A 24,201-nucleotide genomic window follows, 5' to 3' on the forward strand; every position below is an offset into this window, starting at 1 on the left:
TTGCCCTCAGCGGGGAACATCCGCGCCGCAGTTGAACTGGACCCCCGCCGACCAGCGCGAACACATTTATCCGAGCTTGCCTCCGGGGTCGGTTGAACCGCAATCTTCGAGTTGTCCGACATTCCTCTGAAGGCCTTTAGTGGTTTCATGCCAGCCTTCCCAGAGACGACGAATGAGGAACTGCTCCGCCGCGGCGTCCATGAAACCCGGCGCGCGTTCCTCGAAGGTCGTTCGACGGTCACCGAGCAGGTGCGGGCCGTGCTGGAGGCCATCGACGGGACGGACCCGCGGGTCGGCGCCTACGTCGAGGTCGCCCGCGACCGCCCGCTCCTGGAGGCGGAGGCCGCCGACCGCCTCATCGCCGGCCTCGGCGAGGCCGCCTTCCGCGGCCGACCGCTGCTCGGCGTCACGGTGTCGGTGAAGGACCTGATCCAGACGCGGGACCTGCCCACCCGGCGGGGGTCGCTGCTGCCGAACCCCCGCCCCGCCGCGGACGCGCCCGCCGTGGCCCGGCTCCGCGCCGCCGGCGCGATCGTCATCGGGAAGACGACGACGTCGGAGCACGGGTGGAGCGCGAGCACCGTCAGCCGGGTGTCCTCCCCCACCCGCAACCCCTGGGCGCCGGAGCGGACCGCCGGCGGCTCCAGCGGCGGGGCGGCGGCCGCCGTGGCGGCGGGCCTGTGCACCGCCTCGCTGGGCACCGACGGCGCCGGATCGGTCCGCATCCCCGCCGCGTTCTGCGGAGTGGTCGGGTTCAAGCCCTCCCTGGGCCGCATCCCCTATGTGCCGCCCTGCGCCGAGCGGCTGTCCCACCTCGGGCCGCTCGCGCGGAGCGTCGCCGACGTCGTCGAGCTGATGGCGGTCCTGGCGGGCCCCGACCGGCGCGACCCCGACTCGCTGACGGCCCCGCCCGAGCCCGCGGCGGGACGCGGCCCGCTGCGCATCGGCTGGCTCGAGTTCCCCCGGACCGCCGAGCCGGTCCGCAAGGTCCTCGAGGACGTCCCGCCGGCGCTGGCCGCGCTGGGGCACCGCGTCGAGCGCATCGAGGTCCCCTTCTCCGACCCGTACGCCGTCCTGGTGGATCTGCTGGCCGCCGCCGACGCCGCCGAGACCGCGCCGCAGGACGAGCCCTGGTGCGATCCGGACCGGCTCGCGGTCGTGCGGTACGGGCGCTCGCTGAGCGGCGCCGCGGTCGCCCGCGCCCAGCGGGCGCGGCTGGCGCTGCGGGCCCGGCTCGCCGCGGTGATGGAGGCCTACGACCTGCTGGCGATGGCGACCGTCCCGATCGAGCCGTTCGCCGCCGACGCGATCGCCCCGCCCTGGGCCGCCGACCCGGCGGACCTGCTCTGGCTGGCGTGGTCCCCGGCGACCTACCCGTTCAACCTCACCGGCCAGCCCGCCCTGTCGCTGCCCGTGGGCCGCACGCCGGACGGGCTCCCGGTCGGGCTCCAGCTGGTGGGCGGGGTCGGCGCCGACGACCTCGTCCTCTCCACCGCCGGGCTCCTGGAGAGGGAGCTCGGCCTCACCCTCATCCCCCCAGTCGCCGCACCAGAGAGAGCAACGGAAAGAGAAGACCCATGAGCTCCAGACCATGGTCCGCGCCCACCGGGCGGGGCGGCGTCGGAAGTCCCGCGTTCGTGGCCGAGTTCGGCCTGTGGGACGACCGGCGGGCCGCCGCGGCCGAGTGGGTCGAGTCGCAGCTGGACCGGGTCGACCTGGTCCGGGTGGCGTTCTGCGACCCGCACGGGCTCGCCCGCTCCAAGACGGTCCCCGCGAACGTGTTCCGCTCGGTGCTGCGGAACGGCATGGACTTCAGCTCCGGGCCGTTCCTGTTCGACACCGGCCACGCCGTCGCCGTCGACTTCCGCGCCGACGCCGGGGTGGGAGTCGCGGCGCTGCGGGGCGCCGGCGACTTCGTGCTCGTCCCCGACCCGTGCACCTTCCAGGTGCTCCCCCGGGCGGAGGGGCCGCGGACCGCGTGGGTGCTCGGGGACGAGTACCTGCGCGACGGCACGCCCCACCCGCTCTCCGCCCGCGGCGCCCTGCGCCGGATCTGCGCCGAGTACGCCCGGCACGACCTGGCCCCGGTCATCGGCCTGGAGGTCGAGTGGTACCTCACCCGGCTGACCGGGGGCCCGGCGGGCAACGAGGGCAACGGCTTCGGCCTCCAGGGGGCCGCCCCCGAGGTGGAGGCCGTGAACAGCGGATACCAGTTCAACCTCGACGGCCACTACGACTCGGTGGCCCACGTCGCCGACGCGCTGGCCGTGCTGCTGATGGAGCTGGGCCTGCCCCTGCGCTCGTTCGAGCACGAGTCCGGCCCCGGGCAGCTGGAGACGACCTTCGACCCGATGCTGGCCCTGGACGCCGCGGACGCGATGCTGCTGTTCCGCACCCGGGTCAAGCAGGAGTGCAGGCGGCGCGGCCACCACGCGTCCTTCATGAGCCTGCCGCGCATCGCGGGCTTCGACCCCAGCGGCTGGCACCTTCACCAGTCGGTCGCGAGCACCAAGACCTCCCGCAACCTGTTCGCCCCCGACGACGCCCGGGACGGCGTCTCCGCCGACGCCGAGGCCTACATCGGCGGCCTGCTGTCCCGCGCGCGGGAGCTGTGCCTGCTGTCGGTGCCGACCGTGAACGGCTACCGGCGGCTGTCGCCGGAGTTCGAGCTCGCGCCGACGGCGACGGACTGGCGGGTCGAGGATCGCCGCGCGATGGTCCGGGTGCTCGGCGACGGCCCCTCCGTGCATGTGGAGAACCGTGTCGGGGAGCCGTGCGCCAACCCCTACCTGGCCATCGCGGCCCAGCTGCACGCGGGCCTGGAGGGGCTGCTGTCCGGAGTCCCGGCGGACGACGTCGCCCGGCCGCCGCTGCCCCGGACGCTGCGCGAGGCGCTGGAGGCGTTCCGCGAGAGCGACGACGCCGAACGGCTGCTCGGCGCGCCGCTCAAGGCGTGCCTGATCAAGCTCAAGGAGAGCGAGGCGGCCAGGTTCGAGGCCTGGTGCGCGGCCGAACGCCCCGCACGGGCCGCGGACGAGGTCACCGAATGGGAGCACCGCGAGTACTTCGGCGTCTTCTGAAGGCCCCGCGTCGCCGAATCCCGCCCCGCCGAGTCGCCGAATCCCGCCCCCGCCGATGCGGTCACCGCCCCGACGGGATCGAACCTGTGTGAGGTGAGCACGGCATGCCGTGGACGAAAGACACTTCCCCCGCAGCCGCCGCGGGGCGCGCCGAGCGCATCGCGCGGCGGTCCCGCGACGAGAACTGGCGCAAGCCGCCGCGCCGCATCGAGACATCCGAATGCATCACCTGCGACACCTGCCGGCGCAACTGTCCGCCCGAATTCGGGGCGATCGTCGACGACGGGCTCAACGTCGTGATCATCCCCGAGCTCTGCTCCGGCTGTCCGGTGTGCGTGATGGTGTGCCCCGTCGACTGCATCTACGTGGACGAGGAGTGGACCCCCACCGAGCCCCGGCTGTGGGACCACGTCGCCCTGACCGCCGGAGGTGCGGCATGACCGTCCCCATCGAACGCGACCCCGCCCTCTCCCGCCGGGCCGCGCTGGCGAAGGCGCGGCAGAGCCGCCGGCCCAGCAGGCTCGGCCAGCGGGCCGGAACGGCGGGCAAACCCGACTATCCGCTGCCCGAGGACGCCGGGTTCCCGACGCTGCTGAAGCGGGCCTGGCGGCAGGCGACCGCCGCGCCGGACCTGGCCACGGCCGTGGACGCCCTGCTCACGCTCGCCGGGCACGTGCCCGCCGACGTCCAGCTGCGGGCGCTGCCGGTCGAGGACGAGTGCGCACTGAAGGTCCTGGTCGGCCGCTCCTGGCGGGACGCCGGGCGGGCCGACGAGCGGGCCGGCGAGCGGGCCGACGTCGCGTTCCTCGGCGAGATCGGGTTGAACACCAGCGGACGGCTCGTGGTGCGGGTCCCCGCCAAGGGCCCGCTGAGCCGCACCGAGAGGCTGGTCGGCGGCGTGCTGCGGGTGCCGTGGTCGGCGGCCGACCTGGCCGCCTACCGGGCCGAGCTGGCCCGGGCCGACGCCCGCCGGCGCGACTCGGTCGCCGACTGCCGCCGATGGCTGGCGGCGGCCGGCGCCGACGGCCGCCGCGCCCTGCTGGAGGACCTGACGGAGGCGGCGCTGCGGACCGCCCCGTTCATCCTGTACGCCGGGGACCGGCAGTACACCAACTTCCGCGACCCCAACACGCTGACCGGCAAGACGCTGTGGCCGGGGCATCCCGACTGCGCGTTGAGCAGCCTGACGGAGGTGCCGCCGGAGCTGTGGGCGGACGACGACGCGCTCATGGTCGTCTGCCTCATGCTGCTGGTGCGGTCGGGCGGCTACGCCCGGATCGAGGAGGCCAACGGGACGCAGCTCTCCCTCGACCACGTGGCCCACCTGCTCGAACGGACGCGCCTGCGCTACAACGCGGTCGTCGCCGAGGACCCGGTGCCGCCCGCGGCCTCGACGCGGGTGGAGGATCTGCTCCGGCTCGCCGAGGCGGTCGCCGAGCGGCGCCGGGAGGTCCTCCGCCGGGCGCAGCTCTACCGGGAGATCCACGGTCCGCTGCTGCACAAGGTCGAACGGGTCGCCGGTCCCGTCGGGCGGGAGGCGCGCCGGCGGGAGGCGGAGCTGTGCGCGCGGCTGCGCGGCCGGCTCCCGATCGCCGGCGACACCCTCGCGGAGCTGACCGCGGCCCTGGAGGCCTCCCCCGAGTGGCTGGCCGAGCCGCACGGCGAGTTCGGGACGGGCCTGGAGTCGGTGGTGTACGAGGTCGTGCGCGCGGCGCAGGCGGCGTTCGAGGCCGACTTCGCGATGAGCCGCGGGATGCGGTCGCTGCCAGCCCTGATCGCGGCGTTGCGCGAGGAGGCGTTCGCCACGATCGTCGGCTGGGAGATCCCGCACTTCTTCTGCTGCGTGGTGCCCGCGCCGCAGGCCCGGCGGTTCTTCGGGGACTCGGCGGCGCACCTGGCCGACGTCTCCTGGGCCATCTCCTCGCGGATGCAGTACAACTCCTGGCACTTCGTGGCGGGGAACCTCCCGAAGACGCCCGAGGTCGCGGCCCGCGACCACTTCGTGCCTCCCGCCGTCCCCGACCTCGCCCACCACTCCGACCAGCACCACAACGGGCATGTGGCCGCCAAGGTGCGCTTCACCATCCGCAGCCCGCAGCCGGTGCGGATCCTGGACCGCGCCTTCCAGGGGTTCGTGGACCTGCGGCTGCTGCGCTGCGAGGGCCCGCCGTTCGATGAGCAGGACCTGCTGGCGACGCACCGGGCCTCGGCGTTCGTGGCGCGGGCCACCACCCTGGCCGCCGAGCTGGTCGCCCGGGGCGCGACGATCGAGGTCACCTCGTTCGACCCCCGCTGGCACTGGGAGAAGATCGCCGGTTGACGACGCGAACGCGGGGCCCCGACCCGGAAGGTCGGGGCCCCGCGACGCGTGTCCGGGACGGAGGGGTCAGGCCGCCGCGGGCCGCCCGGCGGAGCGGGTGTGCACGACGCGGTAGCCGTTCCAGTCCACGGCCTTCGTCAGGGAGTCCCGCTTGGCGATGAACGCGCGCCGGGCGGACGCCCAGGGGGCCTCCTCCCGGGTGCGGTACGCCGCATGGGACTCCCGGTCGGCCCACTGGGAGTAGACCACGACGAAGTCGTTGTCGGTGCCCACGGCCGCCAGGGCGCCTCCGCCGCCGTCCAGGTTGCGGGAGCGGATGCCGCGCAGCACGCTCTGCGAGCGGTAGCCGGGGACGTCCTGCAGCCAGGAGTGGGTCGTCTCCAGCAGGGAGATCAGCTCGCCCTGCGCGGAGGGCTCCACGTCGAGGATCTCGATGACGGTGTAGTCGTCACGGTCGGGGGAGATCTCGGTGACCTCGCCCAGCGAGGGGTGACGCCGGCTCAGCACCGCCTCGGTCTGCATCAGCCGCACGAAGGAGGTGATCTCCCGGAAGACCGGGATCGTGTGGTGCTTGAACGTGTCGTCGTCGTAGCGCGCCTCCAGGTCGGCCATGCCGCGCCATTGGATGAAGTTCGCCGTCCCCGGCATGTCCACGCCGCGGTGCACCGTGCTGGAGATCCAGCCGGGGAACGCCGCAGTGTCGACGATCGACCTCATCTCGGCGACGAGCCGGTCCACCCGGCCCCAGGCGGTGGTCTTGAACAGGTTGATGACGGTCAGGTAGCCGTCCTCGGGGTCGATGAAGGGCATGGTTCCTCCTCGGTCGCGTTCAGGCGCTCGCGGCGACGGCGGGCGCCGGTCGGCTGCGGGTGTCGCCGGGCTCGCCGAACCAGCGGGCCAGGGCGTCGGTCAGGCCGGCCGCCTCGCTCCCGCCCGACCCGATCCAGGCGATGTAGCCGTCCGGCCGGACCAGCACGGCGTCGGCGTCCGCGAGCGGGCCGCCGGGATGGGTCGTCGCGGTGACGAGGTCGACGCGGTCCCGCCACGGCTCGGCGGCGGCGCGCAGGTCCGCGTCGCCGCGCAGGTCCAGGACGAAGGCGCGCCCGCCGTGCAGCAGCTCGAAGGCGGTCCGGGCGCCGGCGTCGCAGGCGAGCTCGAAGTCCGGCAGCCGGCGGCCGAGCAGCGGATGGTCGCCGGGGCCGGCGTCGTAGGCGATGTCCAGCCCGGTGACCATGCCGACCAGGAGCCTTTGGACGTCCTCGTAGGCCATCAGCTCGGCGAAGACCGACCGCAGCGGGTCCATCTCGGGGCCGCCGAGGTAGAGGGCGCGCTGGGCGAGGGTGTTGGCCAGGATGCGGGCCCCGACGGGGTGCCGTTCGGTGTGGTAGGTGTCCAGCAGCCCGGCCGGGGCGTGGCCGCGGATCTCGGCGGCGAGCTTCCAGCCGAGGTTCACCGCGTCGCCCAGTCCCGCGCTGATGCCCTGCGCGCCGATCGGCATGTGGATGTGCGCCGCGTCCCCCGCCAGGAACACCCGGCCCTTGCGGTACCGGGCGGCCTGGCGGCTGGCGTCGGTGAAGCTGCTGAGCCACAGCGGCGTGCCGCCGCTGATGTCCTCGCCGGTCACCCGCCGGAAGGCGGCCGCCACCTCCGCGAAGGAGGGGGGCTCGTCGGTCGGCCGCACGCCCGCGTCCCGCTCGAAGACCACCACGCGCGTGACGCCCGGGCCGGCGGGCAGCACGACGGCCATGCCCGCGTCGCTGCGTTCGCCGCTGGGGCGGATCCGCACCTGGACGCCGGAGACGTCGGCCATCAGCATCTCGATGGTGGGCTCATAGCCGGGGAAGTCGATGCCGGACAGGGTCCGGACGGCGCTGCGCGCGCCGTCGCAGCCGACCACGTGGCCGGCGCGCAGGGTGCGCGGGCCGTCGGGGGTGTCGGCCCGCACCTCGACCCCCTCCTCGTCGGCGGTCAGGGCGGTGAGCTCCCAGCCTCGGCGGATCTCGGCGCCGAGCCCGGTCGCCCACTCGTTCAAGACGGCCTCGGTGAACGCCTGCGGCACCCCCCGCACGCCGAAGTTGCCGCCCGGCACGATGGTGTAGTCCAAGGGCATGCCGCCGAAGTGGCCGACCGGTATCACGCCGATGTCGCCGAACCGCTCCAGCAGCCCGCGCTGCCCGAGCTCCTCCATGGTCCTGGCGGAGAAGCCGAGCGCGCGCGACTGCCGCATCGGCTCGGTCAGCCGTTCCAGCACGACGACCTCGATGCCCTGGAGGCGGAGCTCGCCCGCGAGCATGAGCCCGGTGGGGCCCGCCCCCACGATGATCACGTCCGTGTCACAGTCCCGCATCGCCCTTCCTCGTCTTCTCTAGGGATCGCTCGAGTGCGGATCAGTCCTCTGATCGCCTCCTCCAGCCCTTCCTCGCCGACCCAGGCGACATGGCCGTCGGGGCGCAGCAGGAGAGGGGCCGTGTCGGGGGAGCCGGGGCGCACGACGACCGGTTCGGTGCGCGGCCGCGGGTTGGGGACGCGCCGTCCCATCGGCGCGGGCCCGGGCGGGCCGTACCGGTCGTCGAGGTTGCTCATGACCGCCGCCAGATGGGCCCGGGCCCGCTCCACGCCGAGCACCTCCGCGAACACCGCGCGCAGCGGCTCGACCTCGGGGCCGCCGAGCATCAGCAGCTCCTGGGCCGCCACGTAGTCGAGCATCCGGGCCGCGACGGGATGCCGTTCGGCGTGGTAGGTGTCCAGCAGTCCCGGCGCGGCCCAGCCGTGCACGGTCCCGGCGAGCTTCCAGCCGAGGTTGACCGCGTCCTGCAGCCCGAGGTTGATCGACTGGCCGCCGACCGGCAGATGCCAGTGGGCGGCGTCCCCGGCCAGCAGCACCCGGCCGCTCCGGTAGCGGTCGGCCTGTCCCCTGGCGTTGTCGAAGGCGTCCACCCACAGGGGGTCGCCGCCGGAGATGTCCTCCCCGGTCACCTTCTTCCAGGCCGCGACGACCTCCGCGAAGTCGGGCGGGCCGGTGCGCTCGGCCGGCGCGCGGCCGAACACGTGCACCATCACCCGGGTGACGCCGCCGCGGGTCGCCGCGACCGCGAACCCGCGCTCCAGCCGCTGGAACCGGCGGTCGCGGACGCGCACCCCGGTCACGTCGGCCCGCAGCAGCTCCCTCGTCGCCGGCACGGCCGTCACGGGGACGCCCGCCAGTCGGCGCACCGTGCTGCGGGCCCCGTCGCAGCCCACCACGTACTCGGCCCGGATGCGCAGGGGTCCCCGGGGGCCGCGGATCCCGCAGACGACGCAGTCCGGCCGCCGGGTCAGCTCGACCAGCTCGTGCGCGCGCAGCAGGGGCACCCCCAGCTCCGCCGCGCGCTCGGCCAGGGCGGCCTCGGTGCGGTACTGGGGCACCTTCCAGTTGCCCCAGTGCCCGCTGTCCGCCTCCGACAGGTCGAACCCCAGGCCGCCGAAGTGCGCCCGCGGCTCGTGCCCGGCCTCGGCGAGCAGCGCATCGAACCCGCGTTCGTGCAGCAGCTCGGCGGTCCGCGCGGTGAGCTGGCTCGCCCGCGACTCGTTCATCGCGGCGGCCAGCCGCTCCACGACGACCACCCGCACCCGGGCCCGGGCCAGTTCGCAGGCCAGCAGCAGCCCCACGGGGCCCGCGCCCACGACGAGGACCTGCGCGGCCGTCGGGGACCGGTTCACGACCGTGCGCGCCCGCCGCCGATGTCCTCGGCGTAGGCCTTGGCCAGGCGCAGGGTGGCCGTGCTGTTGCCGCTCAGGGCGGTGCGGACGAACTCCTGCGCGGTCTGCACGGTCGCGTCGGGGCCGAGCACCTCGGCGATGCGGTCGGCGTTGATCCGCACCGTGTGCCGCGAGGTCACCGACACCCCGCCGCCGTCGCGCTCCTCGATCAGCCAGCGGCCGGTGTGCAGCGACAGCAGCGCGGGCAGGACGATCTGCTTGTAGACGATGCTCGTCGCCGGCCGGCACACGCGCACCGAGCGCGTGGTGTGGACGCCGCCGTCCTTGGTCCTGGTGTCCATCTCCAGGATCTGCAGCCCGGGCATGTCCTCTTGCAGCGACACCCGCGCGACGTGCGGGAGCCGCTCGCTCCACAGCTGCGCCTCGTTGAGGAAGTCGTAGACGTCCTTGACGTCGCCGTCGACGGTCACGGTGTCGTCGAAGGTGAGGAGCTCATCGGGGCCGGTCGCCTCGGCGGCGGCCTTCAGCGCCTGCAGCTCGGCCGTGCTGTTGCGGTCGACCGCCCGGCTGATCCACTCCAGGTCGGCGGGGTCGTCGGTCGCCGCGTGGAAGTCGTGCAGCAGGCGCACCCGACACGAGTCCGCGGAGACCGGCTCCACCACCCAGGCGCCTCCCATGCCGCCGACCGGGTGCTGGGAGCGTTCCTGGCGGAAGGAGACGGTCTTGCGCTCGGGGTCGTGCCGCCGCCGGGACGTCCAGGTCTTGGCCGAGCCGTTGGCGGTCGCCCAGAGCCGGATCAGCTCCTCATCGCCGTCCCGTTCGACGACCTCGGCGTGCACGGTCGGGGGGAAGATCTCCGGCCATCCGCCGACGTCGGCGATCAGCGCGTACACCCGCTCGGCGGGGGCGTCGACGTCGATGCGGTGCTCGGTCTCGCGGACGGCGTTCTCAGGCATGGGCGTGCTCCTCTCGATGCGCGGGGGCCGGGGCGGCCTCTCCGAACCAGCGCCGCAGGGCGTCTGTCAGGTCGCCCCCGTCCGGGGCGACCCAGGCGATGTAGCCGTCGGGGCGGATGAGCGCCGACTCGGCGGCCGCGCCGCCGTCCTCCGGTCCCGGGGGGAAGGCGCGCACCCGGACCAGGTCGACGCGGTCGGACCAGCCGGCGGCGGCCCGGGCCGTCGCGCCGGTGGCGTCGGCGGTGATCAGGACGCCCCGCGCGGGGTGCAGCAGCCGTGCGGTCCGTTCACGGCCGCCGTCGACGAGCTCCAGCTCGCGGTCGGGCATCCGGGCGCCCAGCAGGGGGTGCGCCGGCCGGGCCGGGTCCGGCCCGGCCATCGGGTAGCGGATGTCGAGTCCGCTCACCATGCCGGACAGGTGCCGCGCCGCCACGGGGAGCGCGATGATCTCGGCCATGACGGCCCGCAGCGGCTCGGCCGGCTTGCCGGCGAGGTTGAGCGTCCCCTGGGCGAGGGTGTTGCGCAGGACCCGCGCCCCCACCGGGTGGCGCTCGGAGTGGTAGGTGTCGAGCAGGTCCTCGGGGGCCCGGCCCCGGACGGTGGCCGCCAGCTTCCACCCCAGGTTGAAGGCGTCCTGCACGCCCAGGCTCATCCCCTGGCCGCCGGCGGGGAGGTGGATGTGCGCGGCGTCCCCGGCCAGCAGCACCCGGCCGCGCCGGTATTCGGTGACCTGGCGGGTGGCGTCGGTGAAGCTGCTCACCCAGCGCGCCTCGCCGTGGTGGATGGAGTCGCCGGTCAGCCGCTGCCAGGCGTCGGCGACCTCGGCGAAGGTGGTCGTGCGGTCCCGGTCCGGGCGGGTCCCGTTCTCGCACACGATGATGCGGGTGTAGCCCTGCTCCAGCGGCGCCGCCATGACCATGCCGTCGGGCAGCAGCTCACCGATCGGCCGCGGCTCGATGTCGCAGCCCCGCACGTCCGCCAGGTACATCTCGCGGGTGGCGTCGGTGCCGACGAACGCGAAGCCGGCGAGGCGCCGGACGGTGCTCCGTCCGCCGTCGCAGCCCACCAGGTAGCGGGCGGTGCATTCGCGGAGCCCGTCGGGGCCGTGCACGACCGCGGTGACGCCGTCCGGGCCGTCCCTCAGGTCGACGAGCTCGTGGCCGCGGCGCAGGGTCGCCCCCAGCTCCAGCGCCCACCCCTCGAGCATCTCCTCGATCTTGTATTGGGGGGCGCCGCGCATGCCGAAGTGCGACCCCTCCAGCACCCCGAAGTCGATCGGGATGCCGCCGAAGTGCCCCTGTCTGGTGATCTCGATGTTCTCCAGGCGGTCGAGCAGCCCGCGCTGGTGGAACATCTCGGTGGCGCGCGCGGTGACCCCGATGCCGCGCGACTCCCAGCTCCGCTCGGTCCGTCGTTCGAAGACGATGACGTCGGCGCCGCCGAGGCGGAGCTCGGCCGCGAGCGTCAACCCCGTGGGGCCGGCTCCGATGACGATGACATCCGTGTCCATGTCGCGTCCTCACCCATGAGTGCCGCCCGAGCCCTCCGCGGCGTCCGTCCCGCTCGGCGAGCCGCGGGGCGCGCGGGGTGGAGGGCTCGTTGGGGGCGGCGTCGGCCGTCTCAGACGGGGATCGCCTCGATGATCGAGATCGGGGCGCTGGTGGGAACGGCCCGGGTGACCTTCAGGTCCGCGCGGGCGAGCAGCTCGGTGTACTCCTCGAGCGTGCGGTCACGGGCGCCCAGCATCAGCATCAGCCACAGGTCGATGATGTTGCCGAGGTGGCGCCGGTTGTTCTCGGGGAGCAGGTACTCCATCACCAGCAGCCTGCCGTCGGGGGCGATCGCCTCGCGCACGTTCCGCAGTGCCGTCAGCGCCTTGTCCTCGGTGAAGTCGTGCAGGATGTGCTTGAGCACGTAGGCGTCGCCGCCCGCCGGCAGCTTGTCGAAGTAGCCGCCGTGCTCGATGGTGACCCGGTCCGCCACCCCGGCCTCCTTGAACAGGGCGGGCGAGTCCGCGGTCGCGGTCTCGGAGTCGTACAGCACGCCCCGGGTCTCGGGGGACTGCCGGAGGATGCCGGCCAGCAGGGTGCCGCGCCCGCCGATCACGTCCACGACCGTGCGGAACCGGGAGAAGTCGTAGGCGGCCAGCACCGGGTCGGTCTCCGTCTCCGAGAGCTTGCCGAACGCATGGAAGAACACGGCCGCGTAGTCGGGGGTGGCGTGGAAGAAGTCCAGCGCCTCCATGCCGCGCAGCTTCGGCAGGTTCGGCTCGCCGGTCTCCACGGTGCTGATCAGATGGCCCCACTCCTCCCAGAGCAGGGGGTGCCCCATCAGCAGGGCCATGCCGCGCATGGAGTCCTGCGCGTCGTCGCGGAGCTTGTCGGACATCGGCGTGTTCTCGAACCGGCCGTCGGGCCGCCGGGCGAACACCCCGTAGCCGGAGAGCGTGCGCAGGATCCGGTAGGTCGCGTCGGGGTCGGAGCCGACCCGCTTGGCGATCTCCTCGGCCGGCAGCGGGCCGTCGGCGAGCACGTCGGCGACGCCGAGCCTGGCCGCGGCGAAGATCGCCTGAGTGATCACGGCCCCCTGGATCAACTCCAGCAGCGAATACGCGGCGGATTGATCGCGAACTGCGGGCGCTGCAGGCATGACTTTTCCTCCTGAGCTCTTTTTCGTGGTTTCCAGACCCTAGATCGGCGCTTCTCCCCCGACAACTTCCGCATTATCGGAAAGTGCCGCCTTGAACGTCGGGACGTTCAACTGAAGATTCCGCGCGGTCGAAACAGCGGTTTTTCCATCGGCTCTCGACCGAGAATCCGGTGATGCGGGCGACGCTGTTCCAACCTGGTGTCCATCGCATGAAGGAGCAGGCTGAATGGCGGACAACGAACGGCGGATCGCGCTGGTCACCGGCGGGACGAGCGGAATAGGCCGGGCCATCGTCGAGGATCTGGCCGGCCGGGGACTGGGCGTGTTCATCTGCGCGCGGAACGCCGAGGCGGTACGCGAGACGGTGGACAAGCTGCGGGCCGACGGTCACGACGTCGACGGGACGGCCGCCGACGTCCGCAAACCGGGCGACGTGCGCCGCCTGGTCGGCGCCGCGCTGAAGCGGTACGGCCGGATCGACGTCCTGGTCAACAACGCCGGGCGCAACGGCGGCGGCGTCACCGCGGAGATCCCCGACGAGCTGTGGTACGACGTCATCGACACCAACCTCAACAGCGTCTTCCTGGTGACGCGCGAGGTGCTCAGGGAGGCGCGGCCGGTCGAGCGCGGCTGGGGCCGGATCATCAACATCGCCTCGACCGGCGGCAAGCAGGGGGTCGTGCTCGGCGCCCCCTACTCGGCGTCCAAGCACGGCGTCGTCGGATTCACCAAGGCCCTGGGCCTGGAGCTGGCCAAGACCGGCGTCACGGTCAACGCCGTCTGCCCGGGGTATGTGGAGACCCCGATGGCGCAGCGGGTGCGTCAGGGGTATGCGGCGCACTACGAGACCACCGAGGAGGAGATCCTCCGGCGGTTCGAGGCGAAGATCCCGCTCGGCCGCTACTCCACCCCCGAGGAGGTGGCCGGCCTCGTCGCCTATCTGATCTCCGACGCCGCGGCCCCGGTGACGGCGCAGGCGATCAACGTCTGCGGCGGTCTGGGGAACTACTGAGCCTCGTCGCGGCGCCGTCCCCCGGCCGATTCCGATCGGCCGGGGGACGGCCGCGCCGGCGTGTCGGCCGCGGGCGTCCGGCCCGGCGCCCGCGGCCGACCGTGCTCCGTCAGCTCCGCGCCGCGACCGACGGAGCCGTCCAGTGGGCGCGCAGCCACTCCTCGAAGGAGAGCAGGTCCGGCCTGATCCGGCGGAGCGCGGGCAGGTCGGCGTGGTAGCCGTCGCGCTCGAACCAGTCGAACATGGCGGCCAGGTCGGGGCGGGTCGCGCGCAACCGTTCGATGGGCAGCGGCCGGTAGCGGACCGGGACGCCGGACACGGCCTGGAACGCCGCGGCCATCTGCGGCCCGGTCAGCTCATCCCCGGCGATCTCCACCCGGCGGCCGACCCAGGCGTCGGGGTCCTCGAAGGCGTCCGCGGCGAACGCCCCGATGTCGCCGGTCGCGATGAGCTGCACCGGCGTCCGCGGGTTCAGCCACAGGCTCAGTACGAGCCCGTCCCCCTCCGGACGCGGCGGGATGTCGAGGAGGACGTCGTGGAACATGACCGGCCGCAGCACCGTCACCGGCAGGTCGAGCGTCTCCAGGTGCCGTTCGATCCGGTGCTTGCTGTCGAAGTGCGGGACGCCGGTGTCGCGGTCGGCGCCGCCGACCGAACTGTAGACCAGGTGCCTCACCCCGGCGCGGACCGCGGCGTCGGCCACCGCCTTGCCCTGCCGCTCCTCGGCCGCGACCCCGCCGGGGCCGAGGAAGGTCTGCACGCTGAACACCCCGTGGACGCCCTGCATCGCCGCCAGCAGCGACTCCTCATCGTCCAGGTCGCCGCGGACGAGCACCGCGCCCGCCCGCTCCAGCTCCCGCGCCCGCTCCTTGTGCGGGTCGCGCACCAGGGCGCGCACGTCGTGCCCGCGCCGCAGCAGCTCGCGGGCCACGGCTCCGCCCTGCCGGCCGGTGCCGCCCAGCACCAGGATCGCGCCTTCAACCGCCACCGCTCTCCTCCGTGTCCGTCGCCCGCCGCATCGGCCCGGCGGGCCGATGCGGCGGCGGCCGCTCCGCGAGGGGGCGGGGCGGCCGCCGTCCTCCCGTCGGTCAGGCCGCCGCCTTCAGCAGCGAGTTGACGAAGTCCACCAGCTGTCGGGCGGTGTTGATCCCCTCGACCTCCTCCTCGGAGATCGCGATGCCGTAGTCCCGCTCGATCCTGCTGTAGGTCTCCAACAGCGCCAGGGAGTCATAGCCCAGCTCGTCGAAGGGCTGGTCGGGCGCCTGTTCCAGGGGCAGCGCGTCCTCGGCCTCCCCCGCGCACTGGCGCATGATGGTCTGCAGTTCTCCGATGGTGAACTGGCTCACAGCCGGTCCCCTTTCTGTGTTCAGCGGCGTTCCGCGCTACCACGGAACGGGTCCCTCGTCCGACAGGCACTCCCCCGACGGCCCGGACTCGTCCAACAGCGCGAGCCGGACCACGATCGCCGCCCCCTCGTCGGGCGTCCTGCGGCCGCGGTGTCCGTTGATGTCGGTGGCGACCTCTCCGGGAAGGGCGGCGTTGACCTTGATCGGGGTCCCGCGCAGCTCCTTGGCGTACGCGACCGTGAGGGCGTTCACCGCGGTCTTGGAGGACTGGTAGGCGATCATGTTGACGCCCGCGAACGGCGCCCCCGGGTCCGTGCTCAGGGTCAGCGACCCCAGGTGGCTGGAGAGGTTGACGATGCGGCCGGCCGGGGAGCGGCGCAGCAGCGGCAGCATCGCGTTGGTCACCGTGACCACGCCGAAGACGTTGGTCTCATAGACCTCCCGCAGGTCGGCGGCGGTCGCCTCGCTGGGCCTCCCGGTGAAGCCGCCGGCGATGCCGGCGTTGTTGACCAGGATGTCCAGGCGGCCGTACCGCCGGTCGATCTCGCGGGCGGCCTCGGCCGCGCAGTCGGGGTCGGTCACGTCCAACAGCAGCGGCACCGCCGTGACGCCGTCGGCCGCCAGCGCGTCCGCGGCCCGCTTGCCGCGCACCTCGTCCCGTGCGCCGACGAGGACGACGACCCCGCGTTCGCCCAGCCGCCGCGCGGCGGCGAACCCGATGCCCTTGGTGGCTCCGGTGATGAGCGCGATCCTGCCGACCGGCACGTCTCCTCCTTCCGGGCAGACAGTCGGCCTCCGTGCGCGACTCCCGCGCCCCGCCTCCGGCGCCCGCTCCGCACGGCGCCCACCGCGCCGCCGGTCGCAAGGCCGAATGCGCAAAGGCACCGATCCGGCCGCCGGACGGCCCGATCCCGGGGGATGAATTGCACACGCATTCACCCTGCGGGAACGAAAATCCCGCGGGCATCTCCGACGTTGCCGTGGAACCGGACGTTCAACCGCGTGAAATGCACAGTCGAACGGACCTGCGGCGCGCGCCGGAATTTCACTCATTGTGGGTGAACACGGCGGTGGGTAGCTTCACGGTGGTCGATCAGTGCCACGGCACGGAGGACCGGAACATGCGAATCGCTGACGTCATGGTGGTCGGTGCCGGGCCCGTCGGTCTGATGCTGGCCGGTGAACTCCGTTTGGGCGGGGTGGACGTGGTGGTCTTCGACAAATTGACCGCCCCGGCCGAGGAATCCCGCGCCCTGGGTTTCACAAGGCGGGCCGCCGAGTCGCTGGAGCAGCGCGGTCTGCTGTCCCGGCTGGGCGAATTCCGATGGGGCCCGATGGGACACTTCGGAGGGGTCCGTTTCGACCTCGGCGCCCTGGAGGAGGATCACAGCGGCGTGCTGGGCCTGTCCCAGGCCAGGACCGAGGCGGCCCTGCTCGGCTGGCTGGCCGACCTGGGGGTTCCGGTGCGCCGCGGGCATGAGGTGACCGGGTTCCGGCAGACCCCCTCGGGGGTCGAGGTCTCCTACACCGGCCCCGACGGCCCCGGCCGGGCCGACGTCGCGTACCTGGTCGGCTGCGACGGCGCCGGGAGCACCGTCCGCGGGCTGGCCGGCATCCCGGTCTCCGGCCGGGAGTCCACGCGGGGCATGTACACCGCGGAGATCACCGGGGCGGCGCCCCGGCCCCGGCCCATCGGGGAACGCCTGCCCGGCGGGCGCATGGTGGTGTGCACCCCCCTGGGGGACGGCCGGTTCCGCATCGTCGTGCACGACCCCGACCTGCCGGCCCGCCCGGATCCCGCCGCGTTGACGTTCGAGGAGGTCGCCGACGCCTGGGAGCGGCTCACCGGGGAGTCCATCCGCCACGCCGAGCCCCGGTGGGTGTGGGCCTGCGGCAACTCCGACGCGCTGGCCGCCGAGTACCGGCGCGGCCGGGTGTTCCTGGCGGGCGACGCCGCGCACGAGATCCCGCCGCTGGCCGCGTGGGGGCTCAGCGCCGGGCTGCAGGACGCGGTGAACCTGGGGTGGAAGCTGGCCGCCGCGGTCAACGGCTGGGCCCCCGACGGGCTGCTCGACACCTACCAGGCCGAACGCCGCCCCATCGGCGAACTGCTGATCCGCAACGCCCGCGCCGCGTCCCGGCTCTACCTGGGCGACGAGGCCATGGACCCGGTGCGGGAGGTGATGGGCGAGCTCCTGGCCCGCAAGGACGCCGCCGAACACATCGCCGGACTCCTCAGCGGCCTGGGCATCCGCTACGACCTCGGCAAAGGCGACCACCCCCTGCTGGGCAAACGCATCCCCCCCGACCTCCGCCTCACCCTCTCCGACGGCACCCCCGCCCGCACCGCCGACCTGCTGCACACCGCACGCGGCCTCCTCATCACCACCCCGGCCGCCGAGCACATCGCCCACCGCGCCGCCGGCTGGGCCGACCGCGTCGACCTCATCACCGCCGCCTGGGAGACCGTCCCCGACCCCGCCCTGGACGCCGTCCTCGTCCGCCCCGACGGCTACATCGCCTGGACCGGCCCCGGCAGCGACCACGACCTCACCGAAGCCCTGCAGACCTGGTTCGGCACCGCCCGGTAGCGCCGGCGGGCCGCCCTCGGCGAGGGGGACTCATCGGGGGGCCCTGACCAGACCGCCCGAAACCGTGAGCACGAAGGAGATCGGATGGCCGAGAACGGATGGGACCGAACGAACGGACGCCCCCATGTGGTCGTCGTCGGGGGCGGCATCGCAGGGCTGGCGGCGGCGTTCTCGTTGCGGGACAAGCCGGTCCGGGTGACGGTCGTGGAGGCGTCCTCCCGGATCGGCGGGAAGCTGTCGGTGTCGGAGGTGGCGGGCGTCGCCGTCGATGAGGGCGCCGAGTCGACCTACGCCAACCGGTCCAGGACCGTCGGGATGATCAAGGACGCCGGGCTCGGCGACCGGATCATGTCGGCGGGGGTCACGGCGATGGCGATCTGGACCAGGGGCGAGATCCGCCGGCAGCCCGCCCGCCAGTTCATGGGCGTGCCCTGCGACATGGAGGGTCTCGCCGCGTCCGGGGTGCTGTCCCCCGAAGGGCTGGAACGGGCGCGGCAGGACCTGGTGCTGCCGCCCTCCGAGCGGGACGGCGACGTCTCGGTCGCGGAGCACGTGGGGGGACGGTTCGGCAGGGAGGTGGTGGACCGGCTGGTCGACCCCTTCCTCGCCAGCGTGTTCTCCGGGCGCTCGGAGATCCTGTCGTTCGAGGCCACGCTGACCCCGCTGGCGGTGGCGGCGCGCAAGCATGCCTCGCTCGCGGAGGCGGCGAGCTCGCTGGCGCCGCGGCCCGCCGAGGGCGAGGAGCCGCAGCCGGTGAAGGTGGCCACCCTGCGGGGCGGGCTCGGCTCGCTGCCCGCCGCGCTCGCCGACGGGCTGCTGGCGGCCTCGCCGGACGCGACGGTGCGCACCGGGGCCCGCGTCACCGGGCTCGCGCAGACGCCGAACGGGTGGCGGCTGACCGTCGGCCCGGCCTCCGACCCGGAGCTCCTCGACGCGGACGCGGTCATCATCGCCGTGCCGGCCGGTCCGGCGGGCGCCCTGCTCAGCGGCGTCCCCGGCGCCTCCCGCGCCGTCTCGGCGCTCGCCGAGGTCCCGTACGCGAGCCTGGCGACGGTCACCCTCGCCTACCCGCGCGGGGCGTTCCCCGGCGGGCTGTCCGGGCGCGGGTACTGCGGCTACCGGGTGCCCGCGGTGGAGGGGAAGGCGGTCAAGGAGGTCACGTTCACGACGGTGAAGTGGCCGCACATGGCGGGCGAGCTGGAGATCGTCCGCTGTTCGATGGGGCGGATCGGCGAGGAGGAGCTGCTGCAGCGCGACGACGCCGACCTCGTCGCGCTGGCGGCCGCGGAGGTCGCCGAGGCCACCGGCGTCGCCGGCGCCCCGGTGGCGTCCCGGGTGAGCCGCTGGGAGGACGCGCTGCCGCAGTACACCGTGGGCCATCTGGACCGGGTGCGGCGCATCCGCGAGACCGTGGCGGACCTGCCGGGGCTGGAGGTCTGCGGCGCCCTGTACGACGGGGTGGGCGCCGGCGTCTGCATGGCCACCGGCCGGAAGGCGGCCGACCAGGTCCTCGCCTGGCTGCGGAAGGAGGCCCCCGCCCGCCCGGCCGCGGTCCGGGCCTGAGCGCACCGACCCGCAGGACCGCCGGCCGGACGCCGAAGCGGCCGTGCCCTGCGCGAGGGCACGGCCGCTTCGGCGTCTCTCGGGTCTTCCCCGGCCTCCCCTCGGGTCCGCTCGCGGGCTCTCCCGGGGCCTTCGGGGGCCTCCCGGAGTCCGCCCCCCGCGGGACACTCCCGAAGGGCGCCGCGGCGGATCCCGCCGGCGGGCGCCGGCGAACGGCGAACCCCGACGGGGTGACGGCCGGCAGCGGGGAACGCCGGCGGACGGCGGCAGACGGCGGTGGAACGGCGAAGGTCCCGAGAGCGGGTCGCGCTCTCGGGACCCCGGGCGCGGTCAGCGGTCCAGCAGCGCGGTGAACACCTCCGCCAGGGTCTGCTCGGGCTCGGCGTCGCCGCCCGGGCTGCGCCAGGCAACGTGCTGGTCGGGGCGCACCAGGATCGCGCCGGCGTCGGCGATCTCCCGGACGGCCGCCCATCCGCCGTCCGCGTCGGCGTAGTCGGCGCCGTCGCCGATGCGGGCCGTGGCGACCGGGACCGAGAACTTCTCCGCCATCCGTTCGGCCGCCCGGCACCACGGCGTCCCCTCCGGCCCGGTGATCAGGGCGAACCGGGTCGGCCCGGCGAGGTCGAGGGTGGACAGGCGCCGGCCGTCGCGTTCGATCCAGGCGTGCGGCAGCCGGTGCCCGGGGCGGGTCGTGGGACGGTGCACGTCGCGCATGGGGGCGCGGGCCGGCGGGCGGCTTCCGTCGGGCACGAGCGCGCCCTCCTCGTAGTGGAAGCCGATCTCCATGTCGAGCGCCTGGCATCCGCCGCGGTGGGTGTGGAACATCTCCCGGGCGCGCGCCCGCACGGTCTCGCCGAGCGGGGAGGGGTCGAAGTACGCCTCCAGCCGCCGCCTGCGGATCCCCGCCGGAACGCGGTGGCCGACGCCGACGGCGTCCAGCAGCGCCTGGTGATGGACGGCCGCCGACACCGCCCAGTCGACGTTCTCCCGCCCCACGGGCCGACGCTCGGCCTCGTAGGTGTCCAGCAGGCCGTCCCCGGCGCGGCCGTCGAGCACCGCGGCCAGCTTCCAGGCCAGGTTGTGCGCGTCCTGGATCCCGGTGTTGAGGCCGAGTCCCACGGCGGGCGGCTGGCGGTGCGCGGCGTCGCCGGCGATCAGCACCCGGCCGGCCCGGTAGCGGTCGGCCAGGAGCGAGTGGACGACCCAGTCCGTCACCTTGTGCACGGTCACCTCCAGGTCCGGCAGCCCCAGCAGCTCCCGGATCCTGGGGACGACCGTCTCGGCGTTCCACCGACCGGGCGGGCCGGGGGCGAAGTGCAGCGCCCACTGCTCGCAGTCCTTCCCCCAGCTCGGGCCCATCTCGATGAGGTTGCAGGACAGGTCGGGGTCCTCCGGGCTGAGGAAGTGGGTGATGAGCGTGCCCTCCTCCCACCACTGCGACAGGTCCGCGGAGAAGTACACGGTGGTGGTGTTGACCTCTCCGGGCGGGCCCTGCAGCTCGATGCCAGCGGCGGGGCCGACCATGCGGCCGCCGTCGGCGCCCAGGAGGTAGCGCGCCCGGATCGTGTCGACCCGGCCGGTCTCCATCTCGCGCACCTGCGCGACGACGTGGTCGCCCTCGTCGGAGAAGCCGATCAGCTCGCGGCCGAACAGGATCCGCCCGGGATTGCGCCGTTCGGCGTGGCGGCGCAGGATCGGCTCCAGCCAGATCTGCGGCAGCTTGGCGGGCAGGACGGGCCCCGCCGCCGCGTAGCGCTCGCGCAGCCCGCCGCCGCCGAAGGCGTCCATCTCGTGGATCAGGCGCCGATCCAGCGGCCCGTCCCCCGCGAGCGTGGTCTGCCAGCGCACCTTGCCGAATTTCTCCAGCGGCGCCGCCTCCGCGAGCACGTCCTCGACGAGCCCGTGCTGCCGGAAGATCTCCATCGTGCGCTGGTTGAGATAGTGCGCCTTCGGGAGGCTCGAGGTGTCGGGATGCCGTTCCACCAGCAGATGGTCCACGCCCTGATCGGACAGGAAGACGGAGGCCGACAGGCCGCATCCGCCGCCGCCCACGATCAGGACCGGAATCTCGGTTTCCGCCATGTTCGCCCTTCCAGGATTCGCCGGACGCACGCTTCTCCGCAGCCTGTCAAAGGCCTCTTCAGCCCCGGTTGAGAACCGCTGGATCCGGGCGCCGGGCGGCGCGGTCCATGAAGTCCGCCACAAGGGCGATGAACGCTTTCTTGTCCTCGTCGGGCAACTGGAAATACGGGGCGATGGCCTCGGCCAGTCCCGGGCGCACGCGGGTCATCGGCTGGTCGCGGCGGTGCAGCGGCTCGAGCACGACGACGTCCTGGGGCCCGGTGCCGTGATAGGCCATGTCGGTGGCGACCGTGAACCACATCTGGTCCGCGCCGATCCGGCCGCAGGCACGCGCCACGGCCTGCTCTTTGACGCATCGCGCGGCGTGGCTGGCCGCGGCGATCTGGACGACCTTCGCCACGCCGCGCTCGGCGAAGATCGCCGCCGCGGCCTCGATCTCCTCGACGGTGTTGCGCACCTCGGCGGTGACGATCACCGACTCCATGTGCCGGCGGAAGGCCTCGAGCCCGACGGCGTCGCAGCGCGCCAGCAGCGGCGCCAGCGCCGGGAACTCGCGCAGCCGGTCGAGATTGTCCAGCAGGAACTTCTTGGAATAGTCGCCTTCGTTGAGCCCGTCCCGCCAGGACGTCCCCCGCCCGAAGACGATGCAGGTCAATTCCTCGCTCGGTTCGAGGGTCAGCACCACGCGCGCCAACGTCGCATGGTCGCCGAGCTGATTTCGTTCCGGCCGCCCGAATACCAGATCTTCCCACGCATGAGTGGCGAGATTGCGGCTGTGCACCAGGATGCCGACCTTTGTCATCTCCTCCCCCTCGGCCCTCTCGACAAGGGCAGGGTAAGGCGCTCGTCAGCGGTGCGCGCTCCTCAGTTGAACGGGATTTCTTGCTCAATTCGACGGGCGGTGAGCAGCATGTCCGCGAGGCGATTCACCGGAAACCTTGGCTCAGGAGAGACCGATGGCCCCACGGATGACCAACCCTTCGCTGGTCGTGCCCGGAGCGTTGCAGCCCTTGCTCGACCTGACCGAGGTCATCGGCAGGACCGGCGTGCCGCAGACGACGCTCGACCTGGTCCGGCTGCGCGTCAGCCAGCTCAACGGCCGCGTCTACACGTTCGACGAGGAGGAGGGGTCGGCGCGACCGCCGGATGAACGCCTCCTGCTGGTGTCCGACTGGCGGACCGAGTCCTGCTTCACCGAGGCCGAGCGCGCCGCGCTGGCGCTGGCCGAGGCCCTCACCCTGCTGGCCGATCCGCAGGACATGGCGCCGGACGAGGTCTGGGAGGAGGCCGCCCGGCACTACACCGAGCAGGAGCTCGGCGCCCTGGTCATCCACGTCGGCCTGGTCAACCTGTGGAACCGCGTCAACGTCGCCACCCGGCAGGAGCCCGCGGCCTGGCGCTGAGGCGGACCGGCACCGAGAAAGGGGACGGCATCGTGTTGCAGCTCATCAACGCCGGCCTGGGCAGGACCGGCACGACGTCGCTGAAGGTGGCCTTGGAGCGGCTCGGCTTCGGCCCCTGCTTCCACATGTTCGACGTCGTCGACGACGAGAGCCGCCTCCGCCGGTGGGAGGGGATCGTCTGCGACGGCGAGACCCCGGACTGGGAGGCGGTGTTCGACGGCTACGCCGCCGCCGTGGACGGCCCCTGCGCGATCTACCACCGGCAGCTCAAGGAGGCGTTCCCCGAGGCCAAGATGGTCCTTACGGTACGCGACCCCGAGGAGTGGTACCGCAGCACCTACGACACGCTGTACCAGTTCGCCCTGCGGAGCGAGGCGAACCCGCCACGGCCCGGCTCCCGGCAGGCCCGGCTGTTCCGCATCACCAGCACGATGGTCTGGAACGGCCTCTTCGGGGGCCGGTTCTCCAACAAGGACCACGCCATCGAGGTCTACCTGCGGCACAACGAGGAGGTCGTCCGCGCCTTCGGCGACGACCTGCTGGTCTACGACGTGCGGCAGGGGTGGGGGCCGTTGTGCGACTTCCTCGGCGTCGAGGCGCCCGAGGAGGACTTCCCGCACGCCAACGACGCCGCGTCCATGCGGCGGCGGATCGCGCGGGTGGCCGCGGGCGAGGCGGTCTCCGCCGGCTGAGCGCCCGCCGGAGGAACCGACCTCAGGAGCGTCCAGGGAGCATCCAGTGTTGATCTCGGAAATGGCGGTGCCGGGCGCGTACCGGATCGAGCCCGAGCCCTTGAGCGATGCGCGGGGGGTCTTCTTCGAGGCGATCAGGGCCAGCGCCCTGTCGGCCGAGAGCGGCTGGGAGCTGAGGGTCCGCCAGGTCAACTTCTCGGTGTCCAGGCGCAACACCCTCCGGGGGATCCACGGCACCCGGGTGCCGCCGGGTCAGGCGAAGTTCGTCACCTGCGTGCGGGGGCGCGCGCTGGACATCGCCGTCGACATCCGCGTGGGCTCGCCGACGTTCGGCCACTACGACGTCACCTATCAGAGCCCGGAGAACGGGACGGCGGTGTTCCTGCCCGACGGGATCGGCCATGCGTTCCTGGCCCTCACCGACGACACGTGCATGTGTTATCTGTGCTCGGAGGAGTACGTGCCGGGCACGATGATCGACATTGACGCGCTCGATCCGGATCTGGCGCTGCCGTGGAACCTGACGGAGCCGCCGATCCGCTCGGCCAAGGACGCGGCGGCGCCCACGCTCGCCGAGGCGGCGGCCGCCGGCATCCTGCCCACCTACGAGCAGTGCCGCCGGTTCCCGACCCTGGTGAACGGCCTCGGCCGACGCGATAACGGATGACCTTAATTCGGTAATCGGCTGATTCGTCGACGGCGGCCGCAGGGCATTCCCCAACCTCTCCGTTCAACTGCGAATCGGCCGATCGGCGAAGAGGACGACTGTTCTGACTGCAACCTTTGCAACACCAGTTCGGCCTTGGTA

The 24,201-nt window shown here is 73.5% G+C and carries 21 protein-coding genes; 10 read left to right on the forward strand and 11 right to left on the reverse strand.

The genetic code is table 11. The annotated features are described in order from the left end of the window. The first annotated feature begins 147 nt into the window (after positions 1-147). The 4 genes from EIO00_RS14785 to EIO00_RS14800 all read left to right on the forward strand — a co-directional run bounded on the left by EIO00_RS14785 (position 148) and on the right by EIO00_RS14800 (position 5,400). Positions 148-1,581: an amidase gene (locus tag EIO00_RS14785; protein WP_206664144.1), complete on the forward strand. Its 1,434-nt coding sequence runs from the start codon at positions 148-150 to the stop codon at positions 1,579-1,581. Then, on the forward strand, positions 1,578-3,080 hold the full coding sequence (locus tag EIO00_RS14790) for a glutamine synthetase family protein (RefSeq protein WP_140179316.1): 1,503 nt from the start codon (positions 1,578-1,580) through the stop codon (positions 3,078-3,080). The genes EIO00_RS14785 and EIO00_RS14790 overlap by 4 nt, the downstream gene beginning before the upstream one ends. A 104-nt stretch (positions 3,081-3,184) precedes the next feature. After that, entirely contained in the window at positions 3,185-3,520 is a 336-nt protein-coding gene (locus EIO00_RS14795) for a 4Fe-4S dicluster-binding protein (protein ID WP_140179318.1), read from the forward strand. Further along, positions 3,517-5,400, forward strand: a complete 1,884-nt coding sequence (locus tag EIO00_RS14800; protein ID WP_140179320.1) for a hypothetical protein — start codon at positions 3,517-3,519, stop codon at positions 5,398-5,400. Before EIO00_RS14795 ends, EIO00_RS14800 begins: the two co-directional genes overlap by 4 nt. A gap of 66 nt (positions 5,401-5,466) precedes the next feature. On the opposite strand, the gene EIO00_RS14805 is transcribed toward EIO00_RS14800, so the two are convergent. The 6 genes from EIO00_RS14805 to EIO00_RS14830 all read right to left on the reverse strand — a co-directional run bounded on the left by EIO00_RS14805 (position 5,467) and on the right by EIO00_RS14830 (position 12,704). Continuing rightward, positions 5,467-6,210, reverse strand: a complete 744-nt coding sequence (locus tag EIO00_RS14805; RefSeq protein ID WP_140179322.1) for an antibiotic biosynthesis monooxygenase family protein — start codon at positions 6,208-6,210, stop codon at positions 5,467-5,469. A 19-nt stretch (positions 6,211-6,229) separates the two neighbouring features. Next, entirely contained in the window at positions 6,230-7,747 is a 1,518-nt protein-coding gene (locus tag EIO00_RS14810) for an FAD-dependent monooxygenase (protein WP_140179324.1), read from the reverse strand. Next, entirely contained in the window at positions 7,723-9,063 is a 1,341-nt protein-coding gene (locus EIO00_RS14815; protein ID WP_206664145.1) for an FAD-dependent monooxygenase, read from the reverse strand. The genes EIO00_RS14810 and EIO00_RS14815 overlap by 25 nt, the downstream gene beginning before the upstream one ends. A 32-nt stretch (positions 9,064-9,095) precedes the next feature. Continuing rightward, on the reverse strand, positions 9,096-10,055 hold the full coding sequence (locus EIO00_RS14820) for an aromatase/cyclase (protein WP_140179328.1): 960 nt from the start codon (positions 10,053-10,055) through the stop codon (positions 9,096-9,098). Further along, entirely contained in the window at positions 10,048-11,565 is a 1,518-nt protein-coding gene (locus EIO00_RS14825) for an FAD-dependent monooxygenase (protein ID WP_140179330.1), read from the reverse strand. Before EIO00_RS14825 ends, EIO00_RS14820 begins: the two co-directional genes overlap by 8 nt. A gap of 110 nt (positions 11,566-11,675) precedes the next feature. Continuing rightward, positions 11,676-12,704 (reverse strand): methyltransferase, encoded by a 1,029-nt coding sequence (locus tag EIO00_RS14830; RefSeq protein ID WP_140179332.1) that lies wholly within the window; start codon positions 12,702-12,704, stop codon positions 11,676-11,678. Positions 12,705-12,930: 226 nt separating this feature from the next. Between EIO00_RS14830 and EIO00_RS14835 the strand changes: the two genes are divergently transcribed. Beyond that, positions 12,931-13,716, forward strand: coding sequence for an SDR family NAD(P)-dependent oxidoreductase (locus EIO00_RS14835; protein ID WP_140179333.1), 786 nt, complete (start codon positions 12,931-12,933; stop codon positions 13,714-13,716). Positions 13,717-13,825: 109 nt separating this feature from the next. Here the strand turns inward: EIO00_RS14835 and EIO00_RS14840 are convergent, their stop codons facing one another. From EIO00_RS14840 to EIO00_RS14850, 3 genes are all read right to left on the reverse strand, one after another. Then, a complete protein-coding gene (locus EIO00_RS14840; protein WP_140179335.1) occupies positions 13,826-14,704 on the reverse strand; it encodes an NmrA/HSCARG family protein in 879 nt (292 codons plus the stop codon). A 100-nt stretch (positions 14,705-14,804) separates the two neighbouring features. Further along, positions 14,805-15,062, reverse strand: a complete 258-nt coding sequence (locus tag EIO00_RS14845; protein ID WP_206664146.1) for an acyl carrier protein — start codon at positions 15,060-15,062, stop codon at positions 14,805-14,807. Positions 15,063-15,098: 36 nt separating this feature from the next. Continuing rightward, positions 15,099-15,827 carry an SDR family oxidoreductase gene (locus EIO00_RS14850; RefSeq protein WP_140179337.1) on the reverse strand — a complete coding sequence of 243 codons (729 nt, stop codon included), beginning with the start codon at positions 15,825-15,827 and terminating at the stop codon, positions 15,099-15,101. A gap of 356 nt (positions 15,828-16,183) precedes the next feature. Between EIO00_RS14850 and EIO00_RS14855 the strand changes: the two genes are divergently transcribed. Both EIO00_RS14855 and hemG read left to right on the forward strand, forming a co-directional pair. After that, positions 16,184-17,653: an FAD-dependent monooxygenase gene (locus EIO00_RS14855; protein ID WP_140179339.1), complete on the forward strand. Its 1,470-nt coding sequence runs from the start codon at positions 16,184-16,186 to the stop codon at positions 17,651-17,653. Positions 17,654-17,737: 84 nt separating this feature from the next. After that, complete coding sequence (gene hemG / locus EIO00_RS14860) at positions 17,738-19,216, forward strand: protoporphyrinogen oxidase (RefSeq protein ID WP_140179341.1); 1,479 nt, start codon at positions 17,738-17,740, stop codon at positions 19,214-19,216. A 330-nt stretch (positions 19,217-19,546) separates the two neighbouring features. On the opposite strand, the gene EIO00_RS14865 is transcribed toward hemG, so the two are convergent. Next, a complete protein-coding gene (locus EIO00_RS14865; protein ID WP_140179343.1) occupies positions 19,547-21,298 on the reverse strand; it encodes an FAD-dependent monooxygenase in 1,752 nt (583 codons plus the stop codon). A 58-nt stretch (positions 21,299-21,356) separates the two neighbouring features. Next, positions 21,357-22,100, reverse strand: coding sequence for a hypothetical protein (locus EIO00_RS14870; protein WP_140179345.1), 744 nt, complete (start codon positions 22,098-22,100; stop codon positions 21,357-21,359). Between the two features lie 154 nt (positions 22,101-22,254). On the opposite strand from EIO00_RS14870, the gene EIO00_RS14875 reads away from it, so the two are divergent. The 3 genes from EIO00_RS14875 to EIO00_RS14885 are packed head-to-tail and all read left to right on the forward strand — an operon-like array spanning position 22,255 to position 24,060. After that, the gene (locus tag EIO00_RS14875) at positions 22,255-22,701 is read left to right on the forward strand and encodes a carboxymuconolactone decarboxylase family protein (protein WP_140179347.1); all 447 of its coding nucleotides are present in this window, start codon (positions 22,255-22,257) and stop codon (positions 22,699-22,701) included. A 32-nt stretch (positions 22,702-22,733) separates the two neighbouring features. Then, positions 22,734-23,393, forward strand: coding sequence for a sulfotransferase family protein (locus tag EIO00_RS14880; RefSeq protein ID WP_140179349.1), 660 nt, complete (start codon positions 22,734-22,736; stop codon positions 23,391-23,393). Between the two features lie 46 nt (positions 23,394-23,439). Further along, complete coding sequence (locus EIO00_RS14885) at positions 23,440-24,060, forward strand: dTDP-4-dehydrorhamnose 3,5-epimerase family protein (protein ID WP_140179351.1); 621 nt, start codon at positions 23,440-23,442, stop codon at positions 24,058-24,060. The last annotated feature ends 141 nt before the right edge of the window (positions 24,061-24,201 follow it).

The sequence above is a fragment of the Thermomonospora catenispora genome, assembly GCF_006363815.1.
GTDB lineage: Bacteria > Actinomycetota > Actinomycetes > Streptosporangiales > Streptosporangiaceae > Thermomonospora > Thermomonospora catenispora.

Coding starts and splice junctions, on each gene's coding strand:
- EIO00_RS14870 (WP_140179345.1), bottom strand. CDS start 22,100: ATGACAAAGGTCGGCATCCTGGTGCACAGCCGCAATCTCGCCACTCAT.
- EIO00_RS14825 (WP_140179330.1), bottom strand. CDS start 11,565: ATGGACACGGATGTCATCGTCATCGGAGCCGGCCCCACGGGGTTGACG.
- EIO00_RS14785 (WP_206664144.1), top strand. CDS start 148: ATGCCAGCCTTCCCAGAGACGACGAATGAGGAACTGCTCCGCCGCGGC.
- EIO00_RS14820 (WP_140179328.1), bottom strand. CDS start 10,055: ATGCCTGAGAACGCCGTCCGCGAGACCGAGCACCGCATCGACGTCGAC.
- EIO00_RS14875 (WP_140179347.1), top strand. CDS start 22,255: ATGGCCCCACGGATGACCAACCCTTCGCTGGTCGTGCCCGGAGCGTTG.
- EIO00_RS14790 (WP_140179316.1), top strand. CDS start 1,578: ATGAGCTCCAGACCATGGTCCGCGCCCACCGGGCGGGGCGGCGTCGGA.
- EIO00_RS14805 (WP_140179322.1), bottom strand. CDS start 6,210: ATGCCCTTCATCGACCCCGAGGACGGCTACCTGACCGTCATCAACCTG.
- EIO00_RS14835 (WP_140179333.1), top strand. CDS start 12,931: ATGGCGGACAACGAACGGCGGATCGCGCTGGTCACCGGCGGGACGAGC.
- EIO00_RS14830 (WP_140179332.1), bottom strand. CDS start 12,704: ATGCCTGCAGCGCCCGCAGTTCGCGATCAATCCGCCGCGTATTCGCTG.
- hemG (WP_140179341.1), top strand. CDS start 17,738: ATGGCCGAGAACGGATGGGACCGAACGAACGGACGCCCCCATGTGGTC.
- EIO00_RS14795 (WP_140179318.1), top strand. CDS start 3,185: ATGCCGTGGACGAAAGACACTTCCCCCGCAGCCGCCGCGGGGCGCGCC.
- EIO00_RS14800 (WP_140179320.1), top strand. CDS start 3,517: ATGACCGTCCCCATCGAACGCGACCCCGCCCTCTCCCGCCGGGCCGCG.
- EIO00_RS14865 (WP_140179343.1), bottom strand. CDS start 21,298: ATGGCGGAAACCGAGATTCCGGTCCTGATCGTGGGCGGCGGCGGATGC.
- EIO00_RS14855 (WP_140179339.1), top strand. CDS start 16,184: ATGCGAATCGCTGACGTCATGGTGGTCGGTGCCGGGCCCGTCGGTCTG.
- EIO00_RS14810 (WP_140179324.1), bottom strand. CDS start 7,747: ATGCGGGACTGTGACACGGACGTGATCATCGTGGGGGCGGGCCCCACC.